We start from the raw sequence: 15,716 nt of genomic DNA on the forward strand, positions 1-15,716 counted from the left end.
CACGCAGGATGCAGGCCGCGCCGGCACCGATTCCGAGATCGTCGCCCGCATGGAGCGACTGGAATCCTCCCTGCGCCAGCTCACCGGGCAGGTGGAGCAGCTGCAGTTCCGCAATCAGCAGCTTGAGGACAAGATCCGCCGCCTCGAGGAGGGCGGCGGCGCGGGCACAGCCGTGGGGCCGCGCCCCCCCCGCCACGGGGCCGCTCGCGCCGCCGGCCGGCGGCCCCGGCGGGCGGCCGGCACCCACGCCCGCGACCCCCGGCAAGCGCTCCGACGCCTTCGATCCGAACGCCGACCCCTCGGCGCCGGGCGCGCCCCAGCCGCTCGGCTCCCCGGCGAGCGCCGCCCAGCCCCGCTCGGCGGATGCCGGCCGCGGCGCGGCCGCCGGCTCCCAGCTGGCGGCGCTGCCCGCTCCCGGCGGCGCGGCGCGCGAGATCTACGACATCGGCCAGGCCCAGATTCAGCGGCAGGACTACGCCGCGGCGGAGCAGACCTTTCGCCAGCTGCTTGAGACCTATCCGAGCGACCGCGTCGTCCCCGACGCCACCTTCATGCTCGGCGAGAGCCTTTTCCTGCGCCAGAACTACGCCGACGCGGCCACCTCCTTCCTCGACGTGACCACCAAGTTCCCCAATTCGACCCGCGGACCGGAGGCGCTGCTGCGGCTCGGTCAGTCGCTGGCCATGATCGGCCAGAAGGAAACCGCCTGCGCCGCCCTCCAGCAGCTGGAGCGCAAGTATCCGCGCGCCGCATCGTCCATCCGTCAGGCGGTGGAGCAGGAACAGAAGCGTGTCGGATGCTGACGAGCGAAGGCCCATTGCCGACGATGAGCTTTCCGGGCTCTTCGCCGGCTTCGACAGATATTCCTCGATCCTGATCGCGGTCTCGGGCGGGCCGGATTCCACGGCGCTGCTGCATCTGGCGGCGCGCTGGCGCGCCGGTGCCGGAGCGGGGCCGACGCTCGTCGCCGCCACCATCGACCACGGCTTCCGGCCGGCCTCCGCCGACGAGGCGACGATGGTGGCGCAACAGGCGCAAGCTCTCGGCGTGCCCCACCGCACGCTGGCCTGGACCGGCACGAAGCCTGCGCGCGGCATCCAGGCGGCGGCGCGCGCGGCGCGCTACGCCCTCCTCACCGCCGCGGCCCGGCAGGCGGGCGCGCAGGCCATCGCCGTCGCCCACACCCTCGACGACCAGGCGGAGACGGTGCTGTTCCGCCTGGCGCGCGGCTCGGGCCTCGCCGGCCTGGCCGGCATGCAGGCGGTGTCCACACGCGATGGCCTCGACCTGCTGCGGCCCTTCCTCGGCGTGCCCAAGGCGCGCCTCGTGGCAACGCTGGAGGCGGCGGGCATCGCCTTCGCCGAGGATCCGTCGAACCTCGACGGGCGCTTCACCCGGGCGCGGCTGCGCGTGCTCATGCCGGCGCTGGCGGCGGAGGAACTCAGCGCCCGCCGCTTCGCCACCTTCTCCCGGCGCGCCGCCCGCGCCGACGCCGCCCTGGAGGCGACGACCGACGATGCGGTCCAGCGCCTGTCGCCGGTGCCCTGGCGGCACGGTGGGCCGGCCCGCCTCGACCGCGCCGGCTTCGCCGATCTGCCGGAGGAGATCGCGCTGCGCCTCATCGGCCGCGCGCTCGCCCATGCCGGCACCGAGGGCCCGGTGGAACTTGCCAAGCTCGAGGTGCTCACCCAGGCCCTGCGGGTCGCCGCGGAAAATGGGCCTGCTCCATTTCGCCGCACCCTCGCGGGGGCGCTGGTGGCGATCCGGGGCGGCGAAGTCACCGTAACGTCAGCACCCCCGAGGGGGAAAAGCGCGTTCAGGCGCCGAATTCAGGGCCGGCTGCGCCCGGCATCCTTGGCAAGAGCGGGGGTCGCTCCTAGATTAAGCAGCGGATGGTGCGGGAGGTTCCATCGACGGCGGGCCGGCGAGGAGGGTTTCCCTTCCCTATGGTAAGGCGTCGAAACGGGCTGGCCCCGGCTGTCCCCACGAGGGTTCAATGAACGCCAATCTACGCAATTTCGCCCTTTGGGTGATCATCGTCCTGCTGCTGCTGGCCCTGTTCTCGCTGTTCAACAGCCCGGGGCAGCGCACCAATGCGAACGAGATCTCCTTCTCGCAGCTGCTGACCGACGTGGACGCCGGCAAGGTGCGCGAGGTCGTGATCGAGGGGCCGAACATCACCGGCACCTATTCCGATCGCTCCGGCAGCTTCCAGACTTATGCGCCCAACGATCCCTCCCTCGTCCAGCGGCTCTACGGCAAGGGCGTGCAGATCACTGCCCGCGCGCCATCGGACAACGTGCCGTGGTTCGTGAGCCTGCTCGTCTCCTGGCTGCCCTTCCTGGCGCTGATCGGCGTGTGGATCTTCCTGTCGCGCCAGATGCAGGGTGCCGGCGGCAAGGCCATGGGCTTCGGCAAGAGCCGGGCCAAGCTGCTCACTGAGGCGCATGGCCGCGTCACCTTCGACGACGTGGCCGGCATCGACGAGGCCAAGAGCGACCTCACCGAGATCGTGGACTTCCTGCGCGACCCGCAGAAGTTCCAGCGCCTCGGCGGCCGCATCCCGCGCGGCGTGCTGCTGGTCGGCCCGCCCGGCACCGGCAAGACGCTGCTCGCCCGCGCCATCGCCGGCGAGGCCAACGTGCCCTTCTTCACCATCTCGGGCTCCGACTTCGTGGAGATGTTCGTGGGCGTCGGCGCGAGCCGCGTGCGCGACATGTTCGAGCAGGCGAAGAAGAATGCGCCGTGCATCATCTTCATCGACGAGATCGACGCGGTGGGCCGTCATCGCGGCGCCGGCCTCGGCGGCGGCAATGACGAGCGCGAGCAGACCCTCAACCAGCTGCTGGTGGAGATGGACGGCTTCGAGGCGAACGAGGGCATCATCCTCATCGCCGCCACCAACCGTCCCGACGTGCTCGACCCGGCGCTGCTGCGCCCCGGCCGGTTCGACCGCCAGGTCATCGTGCCCAACCCGGACGTGGTCGGCCGCGAGCAGATCCTGAAGGTGCACGCCCGCAAGATCCCGGTCGCCCCCGACGTGAACCTGAAGGTGATCGCCCGCGGTACCCCCGGCTTCTCCGGCGCGGACCTCGCCAACCTCTGCAACGAGGCGGCGCTGATGGCGGCCCGGCGCGGCAAGCGCATGGTGACGATGGCCGAGTTCGAGGACGCCAAGGACAAGGTGATGATGGGCGCGGAACGCCGCTCGCTGGTCATGACCGAGGAAGAAAAGATGCTGACCGCCTATCACGAAGGCGGGCATGCGATCGTCGCCCTCAACGTCCCGGCCACCGATCCGGTGCACAAGGCCACCATCATCCCCCGCGGCCGCGCGCTGGGCATGGTCATGCAGCTGCCCGAGCGGGACAAGCTCTCCATGTCCTACGAGCAGATGACCTCGCGCCTCGCCATCATGATGGGCGGACGCGTGGCCGAGGAACTGGTGTTCGGCCACGACAAGGTGACCTCCGGCGCCGCCTCCGACATCGAGCAGGCCACCCGCCTCGCCAAGATGATGGTGACCCGCTGGGGCTTCTCCGACCTGCTCGGCCAGGTGGCCTATGGCGAGAACAACGAAGACGTGTTCCTCGGCATGTCCATGCAGCGCCACCAGAACGTCTCGGAAGCCACCGCCCAGACCATCGACAAGGAAGTCCGGCGGCTGGTGGACGAGGGCTATGTGGAGGCCAAGCGCATCCTCACCGAGAAGTTCGAGGGCCTCGAGACGCTGGCGCGCGGGCTGCTCGAATACGAGACGCTCTCGGGCGACGAGATCATCGACCTCCTGGACGGCAAGACGCCGAACCGGGAGAGCGTGATCGAGCCGGCCAATCCGCGCGGCTCGGCCATCCCCACCGCCAAGCGCCCCCGCCCCGGCGGCGCCGGCGGCTCCATCGAGCCGCAGCCGCAGGCCTGACGCGATATCCCTTCACAACGAGAATGCCCGCTCCGGCGGGCATTTTCTTTTGCGGGTGGCGGATGGGGAAAACCGAGCGGAAAACGGGGCTTCGGCGGCCCCCCGCGCGGATGGGTATAGCCGCGAGGGAAGGCCCGCCCGGCCCGGGCCTCTCAGCCCATGCCGACGGTGCCGCGCTCCTTCGGCGCCAGCTGGGCCACCAGCTGCTCGATGCGCTCGGCCACCTGGTCGATGGTGCGCGCCACCTCCTCCTCGCTCGCCTCGATGCGGGCGATGGCGGAGGCGCGGGCGTCGCGCTGGCTCTCGATGTCGCTCTCCAGCGCGCGGATGCGGCCTCGCGCCTCGGCCAACTCGTCGGCGATGGTGATCGCCGCCATCACCACCAGGCGCTGGTCGCCGATCTCGCCGAACGCCACGCGCAGCTGGGAGATCCGGCCGTCGATATCGTGGGCGAGGCGGATGAGGTGCTCCTCCTGCCCCTCGTCGCAGGCCATCCTGTACTGCCGCCCGGCGATGGTGACGGAGACATGGGGCATCGGCTCAGCCGCCGTGGGTCGCGAGCACGTCGCGGATGGTTCCCATGGCCACGTCGAGGCGGCGCATGACCTCGCGGCCCACCTCCTCCACCTCGCCCGACTCGGCCTTCGCCACGTCCAGCTCCGCCGCGAGCCGCGCCCGGTCGTTGCCGAGGGCGTGGAGCTGGGCGAGCAGGGCTTCCTGGTGGCGATCCGCCTCGCGGCGGCGCTCGATCATGTCGGTGAGGGAATCGAGCGCGGCATGCAGCCGCCGGGTCGCCGCCTCGATGGAGGCGTCCTGCAGGGGCGGGCGGTGCTTCAGCGCATACATTGGCGGCAGTGTAGCCGAGTCGCCGCCAAGCGCCACTCCCCCCGCCGCATTGCCGCCCGCAGCCCGAAGGGCGCCCCGGCCCGTTCACATGATGTTACGCCGCACACCGCAGGAAGCTCCGCGGTTACCGCACCGCAAGGCCGCCGGGCACGCCGCGACGATGCGGCGCGCCCGGAGCCGCCCCATCCCGCTTGACCTTCGGCGAAGAGGCAGGTTTGACAGCCCCATGAGCCTTGGTATCAAGGCCCCCGCCAATGGCTGGACCTGCCACCGCCCGGGACTGTCCCGTGCGGGGCGAGAGAGGCCGGTGCAGGCGCCGGAGAAACTGATTTCATGCTGAGCCGCACGAGCCATGACCGCATGGCCAACGCCATCCGGTTTCTCGCGATGGACGCCGTGGAAGCCGCCAACAGCGGGCATCCCGGCCTGCCCATGGGTGCTGCTGACATCGCCACGGTGCTGTTCACCAAGGTCCTGAAGTACGATCCGTCCCGCCCGTTCTGGCCCGACCGCGACCGCTTCGTGCTCTCCGCCGGCCACGGCTCCATGCTGCTTTATTCGGTGCTGCACCTCGCCGGCTACGAGAAAGTGACCATCGAGGAGATCAAGCGCTTCCGCAAGCTCGGCTCCCTCACCCCCGGCCACCCCGAGAACTTCGTCACCGAGGGCATCGAGACCACCACCGGCCCGCTGGGCCAGGGCATCGCCACCGCCGTGGGCATGGCCATGGCCGAGCGGGCGCTGGCCGCGCGCTTCGGCAAGGAGGTGGTGGACCACCATACCTTCGTGCTGTGCTCCGACGGCGACCTCATGGAAGGCATCAGCCAGGAGGCGGCGGACCTCGCCGGCCACCTGAAGCTCGCGAAGCTCATCGTCATGTGGGACGACAACCACATCTCCATCGACGGCCCCACCTCCCTGTCGGGCTCCACCGACCAGCTGGCGCGCTTTTCCGCCTCCGGCTGGGCCACCACCCGCATCGACGGCCATGACCCCGAGGCCATCCTCGCGGCGCTGGAAGCGGCCAAGGCCTCCGACCGGCCGACCCTGATCGCCTGCCGCACCACCATCGGCTTCGGCTCGCCCAAGAAGGCGGGATCGGAGAAGGTGCACGGCTCGCCGCTGGGTGCCGAGGAGATCGCCGCCACCCGCGTGGCGCTGGGCTGGGAGGCGCCGGCCTTCGAGATCCCCGACGACGTGCGCGCCGGCTGGAGCGCCGCCGGTGCCGCGGGCGCCGCCGCCCGCACCGCCTGGGAAAGCCGCCTCGCGGCGCTGCCCGCCGAGGCCCGCGCCGAATTCGACCGCCGCGTCGCCGGCACGCTGCCTGAGGCGCTGGAAGGTGCCATCGTCGCGGTCAAGGAGAAGGCGGTGAAGGACGGCGGCGCCATCGCCACCCGCAAGTCCTCCGAGCTGGTGCTCGATTTCATCACCCCGGCGGTGCCGGAGATGATCGGCGGCTCGGCCGACCTCACCGGCTCCAACAACACCAAGGCGAAGGGCGCGAAGTCCGTCACGCCGGACGACTTTTCCGGCACCTTCGTGCATTACGGCGTGCGCGAGCACGGCATGGCCGCGGCCATGAACGGCATGGCCCTGCACAAGGGCCTCGTGCCCTTCTCCGGCGGCTTCCTGGTGTTCTCGGACTATTGCCGCCCCGCCATCCGCCTCGCGGCGCTGATGGGCGAGCGGGTGATCCACGTGCTCACCCACGATTCCATCGGCCTCGGCGAGGACGGGCCCACCCACCAGCCGGTGGAGCACCTGGCGGCCCTGCGCGCCATCCCGAACCTGCTCGTGCTGCGCCCCTGCGACACGGTGGAGACGGCGGAAGCCTGGCAGATTGCGCTACACTCGCAGGACCGGCCCTCGGCCCTCATCCTGTCGCGGCAGAACCTGCCACTCCTGCGTACCGACGCCACCGCCGAGAACCGCTCGGCGGGCGGCGCCTATGAAATCCTCGCCGCCTCGGCCAAGGCGCAGGCCAGCCTGTTCGCCACCGGGTCGGAAGTGTCCACGGCGGTTGAAGCCGCCAGGATTCTGGAGGCGAAGGGTGTGCCCACCCGCGTCGTCTCCATCCCCTCGTTCGAACTCTTCCTCGCAAGGCCCGCCGCAGAGCGGGCCAAGGTGATCGGGGACGCTCCGGCCAAGGTGGCGGTGGAAGCCGCCATCCGCATGGGGTGGGACGCCATCGTCGGTTCGGATGCCGCCTTCGTGGGAATGACCTCGTTCGGCGCCAGCGCGCCAGCAAAGGATCTGTTCACCCATTTCGGCATTACACCGGATGCGGTCGCAGCCAGGGCGCTCGACCTTCTCCGGCAAGGATGACCATCGATGGTGATCATCGAGAATGATCACCGGCGCACGGCGGGCGCGAGAGGACCGCGCTGCGGGATAAGCCCGTGGCCGCGGATCGCAATTCAGGGAGGCCGGGCTTCAAGCCGGCTCATGGAGGACCCATTATGAGCGTCAAGGTGGCCATCAACGGCTTCGGTCGCATCGGGCGTAACGTTCTGCGCGCCATCATCGAATCCGGCCGGACCGACATCGAGGTCGTGGCGATCAACGACCTCGGCCCGGTGGAGACCAACGCCCACCTGTTCCGCTTCGACAGCGTGCACGGCCGCTTCCCCGGCGAGGTCAAGGTCGCCGGAGATACCATCGACGTGGGCCGCGGCCCCATCAAGGTCACCGCCGTGCGCGATCCCTCGCAGCTCCCCCACAAGGAGCTGGGCGTGGACATCGCGCTCGAGTGCACCGGCATCTTCACCGCGCGCGACAAGGCAGCGGCGCACCTCGCCGCCGGCGCCAGGCGCGTGCTGGTCTCGGCCCCGGCCGACGGCGCCGACCTCACCGTGGTCTACGGCGTGAACCACGAGAAGCTTTCGCCTGAGCACTTCGTGGTCTCCAACGCCTCCTGCACCACCAACTGCCTCGCCCCGGTGGCCAAGGTCCTCAACGATGCGGTGGGCATCGAGAAGGGCTTCATGACCACCATCCACGCCTATACCGGCGACCAGCCGACGCTGGACACCATGCACAAGGACCTCTACCGCGGGCGCGCGGCGGCCATGTCCATGATCCCCACGTCCACCGGCGCCGCCAAGGCGGTGGGCCTGGTGCTGCCGGAGCTCAACGGCAAGCTGGACGGCACCTCCATCCGCGTGCCGACCCCCAACGTCTCGGTGGTGGACTTCAAGTTCATCGCCAGGCGCGCCACCACCAGGGACGAGATCAACGCCGCCATCATCGCGGCCGCGTCCCAGGAGCTGAAGGGCATCCTCGGCACCACCGACCAGCCCAACGTCTCCATCGACTTCAACCACGATCCGCACTCCTCCACCTTCCATCTCGACCAGACCAAGGTCCTGGAAGGCACGCTGGTGCGCGTGCTGTCGTGGTACGATAACGAGTGGGGCTTCTCGAACCGCATGAGCGACACCGCCGTCGCCATGGGGAAGCTGGGCTAGCCGGCGGAAAGGGGGCGCCATCATGATCGCCTTCCGCACCCTCGACGACGCCGACCTCGCCCACAAGCGGGTCCTCGTCCGCGTTGATCTCAACGTTCCCATGGAGAGCGGGCGCGTCACCGACGACACCCGCCTCCGGGCCATCCTGCCCACCATCCGTGCCATCACGGACCAGGGCGGCAAGGCCGTGCTCCTCTCGCACTTCGGGCGGCCCAAGGGCCGCGACGCCAGCCAGTCCCTCGCGCCGCTGGCGAAGGCGCTGGAAGCCCAGCTCGGGCGGAAGGTGTCCTTCGCCGAGGACTGCGTGGGGGATGCGGCGCAGAACGCCGTCTCCCGCCTCGCCGCCGGCGAGGTGATCGTTCTGGAGAACACCCGCTTCCACGCGGGCGAGGAGAAGAACGCGCCGGATTTCGTCGATGCCCTCGCGAGCCTCGGCGACATCTACGTGAACGACAGCTTCTCCACCGCCCATCGCAGCCACGCCTCCACCGAAGGCCTCGCGCACAAGCTGCCGGCCTATGCCGGCCGCTCCATGGAAGGCGAGATCGAGGCGCTCACCAAGGCCCTGGAGGCCCCCGCGCGTCCCGTCCTCGCCGTGGTCGGCGGCTCCAAGGTGTCCACCAAGCTCGAGCTGCTCGGCAATCTCGTGCGCAAGGTGGACGTGCTGGTGATCGCCGGCGGCATGGCCAACACCTTCCTCGCCGCCCAGGGCAAGAAGGTGGGCAAGTCCCTGTGCGAGCACGACCTCGCCGATACGGCGCGGGACATCCTGAAGAAGGCGGAAGCCGCCGGCTGCGAGATCGTCCTGCCCGTGGACGCGGTGCTCGCCAGCGAATTCCGCGCCAACGCCCCGCATCGGGTCGCCGGCGTGGACGACGTGGGCGAAAACGAGATGATGCTCGACGCGGGGCCGCAGACGGTCGCCCGCGTCGAGGAGAAGCTCGACGGCGCGAAGACCGTGGTGTGGAACGGCCCGTTCGGCGCCTTCGAGATGGCGCCGTTCGATGCCGCCACCGTAACGGTGGCCCGCTACGTGGGCAAGCTGACCCGCGAGGGCCGCGTGCTCTCGGTGGCGGGCGGCGGCGACACGGTGGCCGCGCTCAACCATGCCGGGGTGGCGGAGGATTTCTCCTACGTCTCCACGGCCGGCGGCGCCTTCCTCGAATGGCTGGAAGGCAAGGCCCTGCCGGGCGTGGAAGCGCTGCGGCGATAAGTGTGCGTTGCGTGATATAATGGTGAAACGAGCGCCCGCCCGGCCCGCCGCGGCGGGCGCTTTCGAGCCGCGCCCCCTTGCGGAAGGTCCGCGGTGCGAGTGTTGCGTTGAGGCGTTTCTTCACGCGAAGGCGGGTTCCCGCTTGGCGGGAAAACGCTTCGGGGATCCGGCCGGGGTGCCACGCCCCGGTTTCCACTCCCGCCGAGGGGCGGCAAAAGGCAGGTGAAGACACATGACGGCTGAGCTCGACGCGATCGCGCAGAAAATGGTGGCCGACGGCAAGGGCATCCTGGCGGCAGACGAGAGCACCAGCACCATCAAGAAGCGGTTCGACAGCATCGGCGTCGAATCCACCGAGGACAACCGCCGCGACTATCGCGAGCTGCTGTTCCGCTCGGAAGGCATGAAGAAGTACGTTTCCGGCGTGATCCTCTATGATGAGACCATTCGCCAGAAGGCCAAGGACGGCACCCCGCTCGTCAGCCTCATCCAGGCCGCCGGCGCGGTACCCGGCATCAAGGTGGACACCGGCGCCAAGCCCCTGCCCTTCTGCCCGGGCGAAACCATCACCGAGGGCCTCGACGGTCTCGCCGGTCGCCTCAAGGAATATTACGACCTCGGCGCCCGCTTCGCGAAGTGGCGCGGGGTCATCGACATCGGCGCCGGCATTCCCTCCTACCCGGCCGTGCGCGCCAACGCCCATGCGCTCGCCCGCTACGCCGCCCTGTGCCAGGAGGCGAAGATCGTCCCCATCGTCGAGCCGGAAGTGCTCATGGACGGCGACCACGACATCGACACCTGCTACCGGGTCACCGAGTGGGTGCTGAAGACCGTGTTCGAGGAGCTGTACTACCAGCGCGTCCGCCACGAGGGCATGGTGCTGAAGCCCAACATGGTGGTGCCCGGCAAGAAGTCCGCGAAGAAGGCGTCGGTGGACGAGGTGGCGGAGAAGACCGTGCGCCTGCTGAAAACCTGCGTGCCGTCGGTGGTGCCCGGCATCGCCTTCCTGTCCGGCGGCCAGTCGGACGAGGAGGCCACCGCCCACCTCGACGCCATGGTGAAGCTCGGCGACCTGCCGTGGAAGCTCACCTATTCCTACGGCCGCGCCCTCCAGGCGGCGCCGCAGAAGGCGTGGTCGGGCAAGGCGGAGAACGTGGCCGCGGCGCAGGCCGCCTTCACCCACCGCGCGCACATGAACTCCCTCGCCGCCCTCGGCCAGTGGTCGACGGACGCGGAGCGCAAGGCGGCCTGAGCGCCGTCCCGCGTCACGAACCGGGGCCGGCGCATGCCGGCCCTTTTCGCATGGGTCCCGCGGCGACGCGCCGGCCATGGCGGGAAAGCCCCGCGGCCGACCTGCGCCGGCTGCCGGGGCCGCCTCGCACCGCCCAGTGCATCGCCCGTGGCGGCGGAAAGCACCGGATGCCCTCGCCGCGCCCCCAATTTGCCGGGTTCTTGGTTGACCGATCCCCTCATGACCGCACCCCACCCCGCTCCCGGCGCGCGCCTCATGCTCGCCTTCACCATTTCCCCCGACCTCGGCGCCGCGGCCGTGGAGGCGGCGGTGAAGGCGGGGGACGTCGCGGCGGTGGTGCTGCGCCTGCCTGAGGCCGCCGCCGTCCCGCCCGCGCATCTCGGCGCAGTGGTCGACGCGATCCAGCGCCACGACGCGGCGGCCCTGCTCGAGGGGCCGGAGCGGCTGGTCGCGTCCGGCGGCCTCGACGGCGCGCATGTGTCCGCGCCCGCCGGCCTTCCCGCCGCGCTCAAGGCGCTGAAGCCGGAGGCCATCGTCGGCGCCGGCGGGCTTTCCACCCGCCACGATGCCATGGAGGCCGGGGAAAGCGGCGCCGACTACGTGCTGTTCGGCGCCCTCGCGCCGGCCGCCGGCGACTTTCCCGACACCCTCGATCTCGTTGCCTGGTGGGCGGAGATGTTCGAGGTGCCCTGCGTCGGTGTCGCCTCCTCCCTCGACGAGGTGGCAGCGCTCGCCGGCGCAGGCGCGGACTTCGTGCTGCTCACCGAAAGCCTCACGGTCACCGGCCCCGACGCGGTCGCGGCCGCGCAGGCACGGCTGGCATCGCCGGGCTCGACGTCATGAGGCAGGGCCGCGGCGCGGCACGGCGGACCGCCGCCCCCGTGCGGCCGGCACGGCACGTCCTCGCCTGCGCCATCGCGCTGGCCTGCGCCGTGCCCGCCTCGGTCGCGCCGGCCGGGGCGCAGGCGGAGGCGCCGGCACAGCCCGCCGCGCCCAGATCCCCTTCGGCCTCCCCCACCCCGGCCACCCCTGTCCCGGCCAAGCCAGCCCCCGCCAAACCCGCCGCAACAAAGCCGGCCCCAACCAAGCCGGCCCCAACCAAGCCGGCTCCGGCACGGCCCTCCGCCGGCAAGCCGCCGGCCAAACCGGCCGATGGCAAGCCGGCACCCGTGGCGCCGCCGGCGGAAGGGGCCGACATCGCCTTCGGCGCCTACCAGCGCGGCTATTATCTCACCGCCTACGAGGAGGCGATGAAGCGGGTGCGCGCCGGCACCGACCCGGCCGCCATGACGCTTCTCGGCGAGCTCTATTTCGCCGGCTACGGCGTGCCTCTCAATCGCAAGACGGCGCTCGAATGGTATCGCAAGGCGGCCGACGCCGGCTCCACCGCCGCCGTCTTCGCCATCGCCCTGATGACCCTCTCGGGCGACGTCGGCCCCGCCGACGAGGTGGCGGCGGCCAAGCTGTTCCGGCAGGCGGCGGAGAAGGGCCACGGCCCGGCCGCCTACAATCTCGGCCTGCTCTACCTGCAGGGCCGCAAGCTGCCCCGGGAGACCTCTGAGGCGGCGCGGTGGTTCGAGCTCGCGGCCTCCAAGGACGTGGAGGATGCCCAGTATGCCCTCGCCGTGCTGCTGAAGGAGGGCAACGGCGTGGACCGCGACCTTCCCGCCGCCGCCCGGCTCATGGCCACGGCGGCGCGGCTCGGCCACATCACCGCGCAGGTGGAATTCGCGATCATGCAGTTCAACGGCGTGGGCGTGCCGAAGGACGAGGTGGCCGCCGCCACCTTGTTCCGCAAGGCGGCCCTCGGCGGCAACGTCATCGCGCAGAACCGCTATGCGCGCCTGCTGGCGGTGGGGCGCGGCGTGCAGCAGGACAAGGTGATGGCGGTGGCCTGGCATCTTCTCGCCAAGAAGCGCGGGCTCGGCGATCCCATGCTCGACGACGTGATGGAAAAGCTGCCTCAGGCCGACCGCAAGAAGGCGGAGGTCCAGGCGTCCCGCTGGGAAGCGGGACGCTCTTGAGACGCCCGTCCCGCTGGGAAGCGGGACGCTCCTGAGACTCCCGTCCCGCTGGGAAGGGGGACGCTCCTGAGACTCCCGTCCCGCTGGGAAGCGGGACGCCCCTGAGACTTCCGTCCCGCTGGCCGGAACCGCCTTGACGGCGACACGCTTGGGGGGCACACGTCCCTGCCCGCCCGTTCTCGCCCGAAGGGCATTGTCTTCCAAGGTTTCCTGATGATCCGCTCTCCCCTCATCACCGTCATGGTCCAGGCCGTCCGCAAGGCCGGCCGCGCGCTCACCCGCGACTTCGGCGAGGTGGAGCAGCTGCAGGTCTCCATGAAGGGGCCCGGCGACTTCGTTTCCGCCGCCGACCGCAAGTCGGAGGACACCCTGTTCGCCGAGCTGTCCAAGGCGCGGCCCGCCTACGGCTTCCTCATGGAGGAGCGCGGCGGCGTGGACGGCTCGGACCCGGCCAACACCTGGGTGGTGGACCCTTTGGACGGCACCACCAATTTCCTGCACGGCATCCCGCTGTTCTCCATCTCGCTGGCGCTGGTGCGCAACGGCGTGCCGGTGGCGGGGGTGATCTTCAATCCGGTCATGGACGAGCTCTACGTGGCCGAGAGCGGACAGGGGCCTACCTCAACGATCGGCGCCTGCGCGTGGCCGCCCGCAAGAAGCTCGCCGACAGCGTGGTCTGCTGCGGCCTGCCGCACATGGGCCGGGGCAACCATGGCCAGTTCAACCGCGAGCTGGAGAAGGTGCAGCCCCAGGTCTCCGGCCTGCGCCGCACGGGATCCGCCGCCATCGACCTCGCCTGGGTGGCCGCCGGCCGCTTCGACGCCTTCTGGGAGCGCAACCTGTCGCCCTGGGACATGGCGGCGGGCATCATCCTGGTGCGCGAGGCGGGCGGCTTCGTCTCCGACATGGAGAACGGTGACAAGATGCTGGAGAAGGGCCACATCATCGCCGGCAACGAGATGATCCACCGCGACCTGCAGAAGCTGCTGAAGGCGGCCTGAGGCCTTTCGGCCGCCGCCAGCCCCGAACGACCCCGCGCTCACCCCCCCCCGCACTCACCGCCGCGCGAACAGCTTCTCCACGTCCTTCAGCGACAGGGTGACGAAGGTGGGCCGGCCGTGGTTGCACTCCCCGGCATTGGGGGTGGCCTCCATCTCGCGCAGCAGGGCGTTCATCTCCTCGACCCGGAGCCGCCGCCCGGCGCGCACCGAGCCGTGGCAGGCCATGGTGGCGGCCACGTGCAGCAGCCGGCGCTCCAGGGGCAGCGCATCGTCCCACTCCGCCGCATGCTCGGCGAGGTCGGCGACGAGCCGGGAGACGTCGGCATCCTTCAGCAGCGCCGGCACCTCGCGCACCAGCACCGCGCCGGGGCCGAACGGCTCCAGCACCAGCCCCAGCGCCGCAAGGTCGGATGCGCGCTCGGCGAGGCGGTCGGCGTCCGCCGGGTCGAGGTCCACCACGGCGGGGATGAGCAGGCCCTGCCGGCCGACGCCGTCCCGCGCCAGCGCCGCCTTCAGCTTCTCGTAGACGAGCCGCTCATGGGCGGCGTGCTGGTCCACCAGCACCAGCCCCTCCCGCGTCTGGGCGACGATATAGGTCTCGTGCAGCTGCGCCCGCGCGGCGCCGAGCGGACGGTCGAGGTCGCCCGGCGCCACCGGCGCCGTATCGGCGCGGGCATCGGCCGAGGGCGCGCCGATGCCGAGGTCGGCCTGCCCGTCCTCGGCGAGGCCGGCGTCAAAGCGCCCCGGCTCCAGGGGGCGGGCGGCGGAGCCGCGCCAGTCATAGTCGAGGGAAGCCTGCGGCCGCACCGCGAACGGCGAGGGCCGGGCCGGGACCGGGGCAAAGCCGGTGCGCGGCCCCTCCAGCTCCGGCGCGCGGGCGAGCGCCACCAGCCGGTCGGCCATGGTGGCGGCGGTGGACGGCAGGCGCGCGGCCAGCGCATCGCTCAGGGTGCGCACCACCAGCGCCCGGACGTTGCCGCCGTCGCGGAAGCGCACCTCGGTCTTGGCCGGATGCACGTTCACGTCCACCTCGCGCGGATCGAGCGAGAAGAATAGGGCCAGCACCGGATAGCGGTCGGAGGGCAGGAGGTCCGCATAGGCGGCCCGCACCGCGCCCATCAGCAGCTTGTCGCGCACCGGGCGGCCGTTCACGAACAGGAACTGGCTGAGCGAATTGGCCTTGGAAAAGGTGGGCAGCCCCGCGAGCCCCTCCAGCACCACGCCGCCGCGGGTGCCGAAGACGGTGATGACATTGCGCCCGGCATCGACGCCCAGCACGTCCGCGAGACGGGCGGCGCGGCCGGCGGCGTCGGCGGCGCGCGGCGGGAAGGTGACCGCGGCCCGGTCCTCGGTGACGAGGGTGAACGCCACGTCCGGCCGCGCCAGGGCGAGGCGGCGCACCACGTCGGTGGCGGCCGCTCCCTCGGCCCGGTCCGACTTCAGGAACTTCAGCCGCGCGGGGTGGCGTAGAACAGGTCGCGCACCTCCACCCGCGTGCCGCCAGCGAGGGCGGCCGGGCGCGGCGGCGTCACCACCCCGCCGTCCACCCTGACCTCGAAGGCATGCGCCGCGCCCGGCGGGCGGCTGGCGATGGCGAGGTGCGCCACCGCGCCGATGGAGGGCAGCGCCTCGCCCCGGAAGCCCAGGGTGGCGATGGCGAGGAGATCCTCGCCGGAGAGCTTGGAGGTGGCGTGGCGCTCCACGCACAGGGCCAGGTCGTCCGGCCCCATGCCGGCGCCGTCGTCGGTGACGCGCACCAGGCGCCGGCCGCCGCCGCCGATCACCACCTCGACGGCGCGGGCGCCGGCATCGAGGGCGTTTTCCACCAGTTCCTTCACCACGGCGGCCGGCCGCTCCACCACTTCGCCGGCGGCGATGCGGTCGATGAGGACGGGCGGCAGGCGGCGGATGGGCGGACGGCGGGCGGACATGGCGGCTCTTCGGATTCGCGGTGCGCGATCTTAAAGGGCGAAGCGCCCGGACGGAAACCGATG

General features: G+C 71.3%; 11 protein-coding genes and 2 pseudogenes. 10 read left to right on the plus strand and 3 right to left on the minus strand.

Annotation, left to right across the window (positions count from 1 at the left end):
• Positions 1-122: 122 nt before the first annotated feature.
• From ybgF to ftsH, 3 genes are read left to right on the plus strand one after another with little or no spacing between them, the layout of a single operon-like run.
• Positions 123-803, plus strand: a complete 681-nt coding sequence (gene ybgF / locus EZH22_RS03015; RefSeq protein ID WP_231711278.1) for a tol-pal system protein YbgF — start codon at positions 123-125, stop codon at positions 801-803.
• Positions 790-1,953 (plus strand): tRNA lysidine(34) synthetase TilS, encoded by a 1,164-nt coding sequence (tilS, locus tag EZH22_RS03020; protein ID WP_231711279.1) that lies wholly within the window; start codon positions 790-792, stop codon positions 1,951-1,953. The genes ybgF and tilS overlap by 14 nt, the downstream gene beginning before the upstream one ends.
• A gap of 43 nt (positions 1,954-1,996) precedes the next feature.
• A complete protein-coding gene (gene ftsH, locus EZH22_RS03025) occupies positions 1,997-3,919 on the plus strand; it encodes an ATP-dependent zinc metalloprotease FtsH (protein WP_203194308.1) in 1,923 nt (640 codons plus the stop codon).
• A 152-nt stretch (positions 3,920-4,071) separates the two neighbouring features.
• On the opposite strand, the gene EZH22_RS03030 is transcribed toward ftsH, so the two are convergent.
• Together EZH22_RS03030 and EZH22_RS03035 are read right to left on the minus strand one after the other, a co-directional pair.
• Complete coding sequence (locus EZH22_RS03030; protein WP_203194309.1) at positions 4,072-4,455, minus strand: cell division protein ZapA; 384 nt, start codon at positions 4,453-4,455, stop codon at positions 4,072-4,074.
• A gap of 4 nt (positions 4,456-4,459) precedes the next feature.
• On the minus strand, positions 4,460-4,765 hold the full coding sequence (locus tag EZH22_RS03035) for a DUF4164 domain-containing protein (protein ID WP_203194310.1): 306 nt from the start codon (positions 4,763-4,765) through the stop codon (positions 4,460-4,462).
• A gap of 333 nt (positions 4,766-5,098) precedes the next feature.
• On the opposite strand from EZH22_RS03035, the gene tkt reads away from it, so the two are divergent.
• The 7 genes and pseudogenes from tkt (at position 5,099) to EZH22_RS03070 (ending at position 13,722) form a co-directional block, all read left to right on the plus strand.
• The gene (gene tkt / locus EZH22_RS03040; protein ID WP_203194311.1) at positions 5,099-7,090 is read left to right on the plus strand and encodes a transketolase; all 1,992 of its coding nucleotides are present in this window, start codon (positions 5,099-5,101) and stop codon (positions 7,088-7,090) included.
• Between the two features lie 134 nt (positions 7,091-7,224).
• Positions 7,225-8,232: a type I glyceraldehyde-3-phosphate dehydrogenase gene (gene gap / locus EZH22_RS03045; protein ID WP_203194312.1), complete on the plus strand. Its 1,008-nt coding sequence runs from the start codon at positions 7,225-7,227 to the stop codon at positions 8,230-8,232.
• Positions 8,233-8,254: 22 nt separating this feature from the next.
• On the plus strand, positions 8,255-9,445 hold the full coding sequence (locus EZH22_RS03050; RefSeq protein ID WP_203194313.1) for a phosphoglycerate kinase: 1,191 nt from the start codon (positions 8,255-8,257) through the stop codon (positions 9,443-9,445).
• 232 nt (positions 9,446-9,677) lie between these two features.
• Positions 9,678-10,697, plus strand: coding sequence for a class I fructose-bisphosphate aldolase (locus EZH22_RS03055; RefSeq protein WP_203194314.1), 1,020 nt, complete (start codon positions 9,678-9,680; stop codon positions 10,695-10,697).
• A 219-nt stretch (positions 10,698-10,916) separates the two neighbouring features.
• On the plus strand, positions 10,917-11,540 hold the full coding sequence (locus EZH22_RS03060) for a thiamine phosphate synthase (RefSeq protein WP_203194315.1): 624 nt from the start codon (positions 10,917-10,919) through the stop codon (positions 11,538-11,540).
• Positions 11,537-12,721: a tetratricopeptide repeat protein gene (locus EZH22_RS03065; protein ID WP_203194316.1), complete on the plus strand. Its 1,185-nt coding sequence runs from the start codon at positions 11,537-11,539 to the stop codon at positions 12,719-12,721. Before EZH22_RS03060 ends, EZH22_RS03065 begins: the two co-directional genes overlap by 4 nt.
• 240 nt (positions 12,722-12,961) lie before the next feature.
• A pseudogene (locus tag EZH22_RS03070) lies at positions 12,962-13,722 on the plus strand (inositol monophosphatase family protein).
• 54 nt (positions 13,723-13,776) lie between these two features.
• Here the strand turns inward: EZH22_RS03070 and mutL are convergent.
• Positions 13,777-15,653 (minus strand): annotated as a pseudogene (gene mutL, locus EZH22_RS03075) (DNA mismatch repair endonuclease MutL).
• Positions 15,654-15,716: the final 63 nt, after the last annotated feature.

Source organism: Xanthobacter dioxanivorans (genome assembly GCF_016807805.1).
Taxonomy (GTDB): domain Bacteria; phylum Pseudomonadota; class Alphaproteobacteria; order Rhizobiales; family Xanthobacteraceae; genus Xanthobacter; species Xanthobacter dioxanivorans.

Coding starts and splice junctions, on each gene's coding strand:
- EZH22_RS03030 (WP_203194309.1), bottom strand. CDS start 4,455: ATGCCCCATGTCTCCGTCACCATCGCCGGGCGGCAGTACAGGATGGCC.
- EZH22_RS03060 (WP_203194315.1), top strand. CDS start 10,917: ATGACCGCACCCCACCCCGCTCCCGGCGCGCGCCTCATGCTCGCCTTC.
- EZH22_RS03035 (WP_203194310.1), bottom strand. CDS start 4,765: ATGTATGCGCTGAAGCACCGCCCGCCCCTGCAGGACGCCTCCATCGAG.
- EZH22_RS03055 (WP_203194314.1), top strand. CDS start 9,678: ATGACGGCTGAGCTCGACGCGATCGCGCAGAAAATGGTGGCCGACGGC.
- EZH22_RS03065 (WP_203194316.1), top strand. CDS start 11,537: ATGAGGCAGGGCCGCGGCGCGGCACGGCGGACCGCCGCCCCCGTGCGG.
- EZH22_RS03050 (WP_203194313.1), top strand. CDS start 8,255: ATGATCGCCTTCCGCACCCTCGACGACGCCGACCTCGCCCACAAGCGG.
- gap (WP_203194312.1), top strand. CDS start 7,225: ATGAGCGTCAAGGTGGCCATCAACGGCTTCGGTCGCATCGGGCGTAAC.
- tkt (WP_203194311.1), top strand. CDS start 5,099: ATGCTGAGCCGCACGAGCCATGACCGCATGGCCAACGCCATCCGGTTT.
- ftsH (WP_203194308.1), top strand. CDS start 1,997: ATGAACGCCAATCTACGCAATTTCGCCCTTTGGGTGATCATCGTCCTG.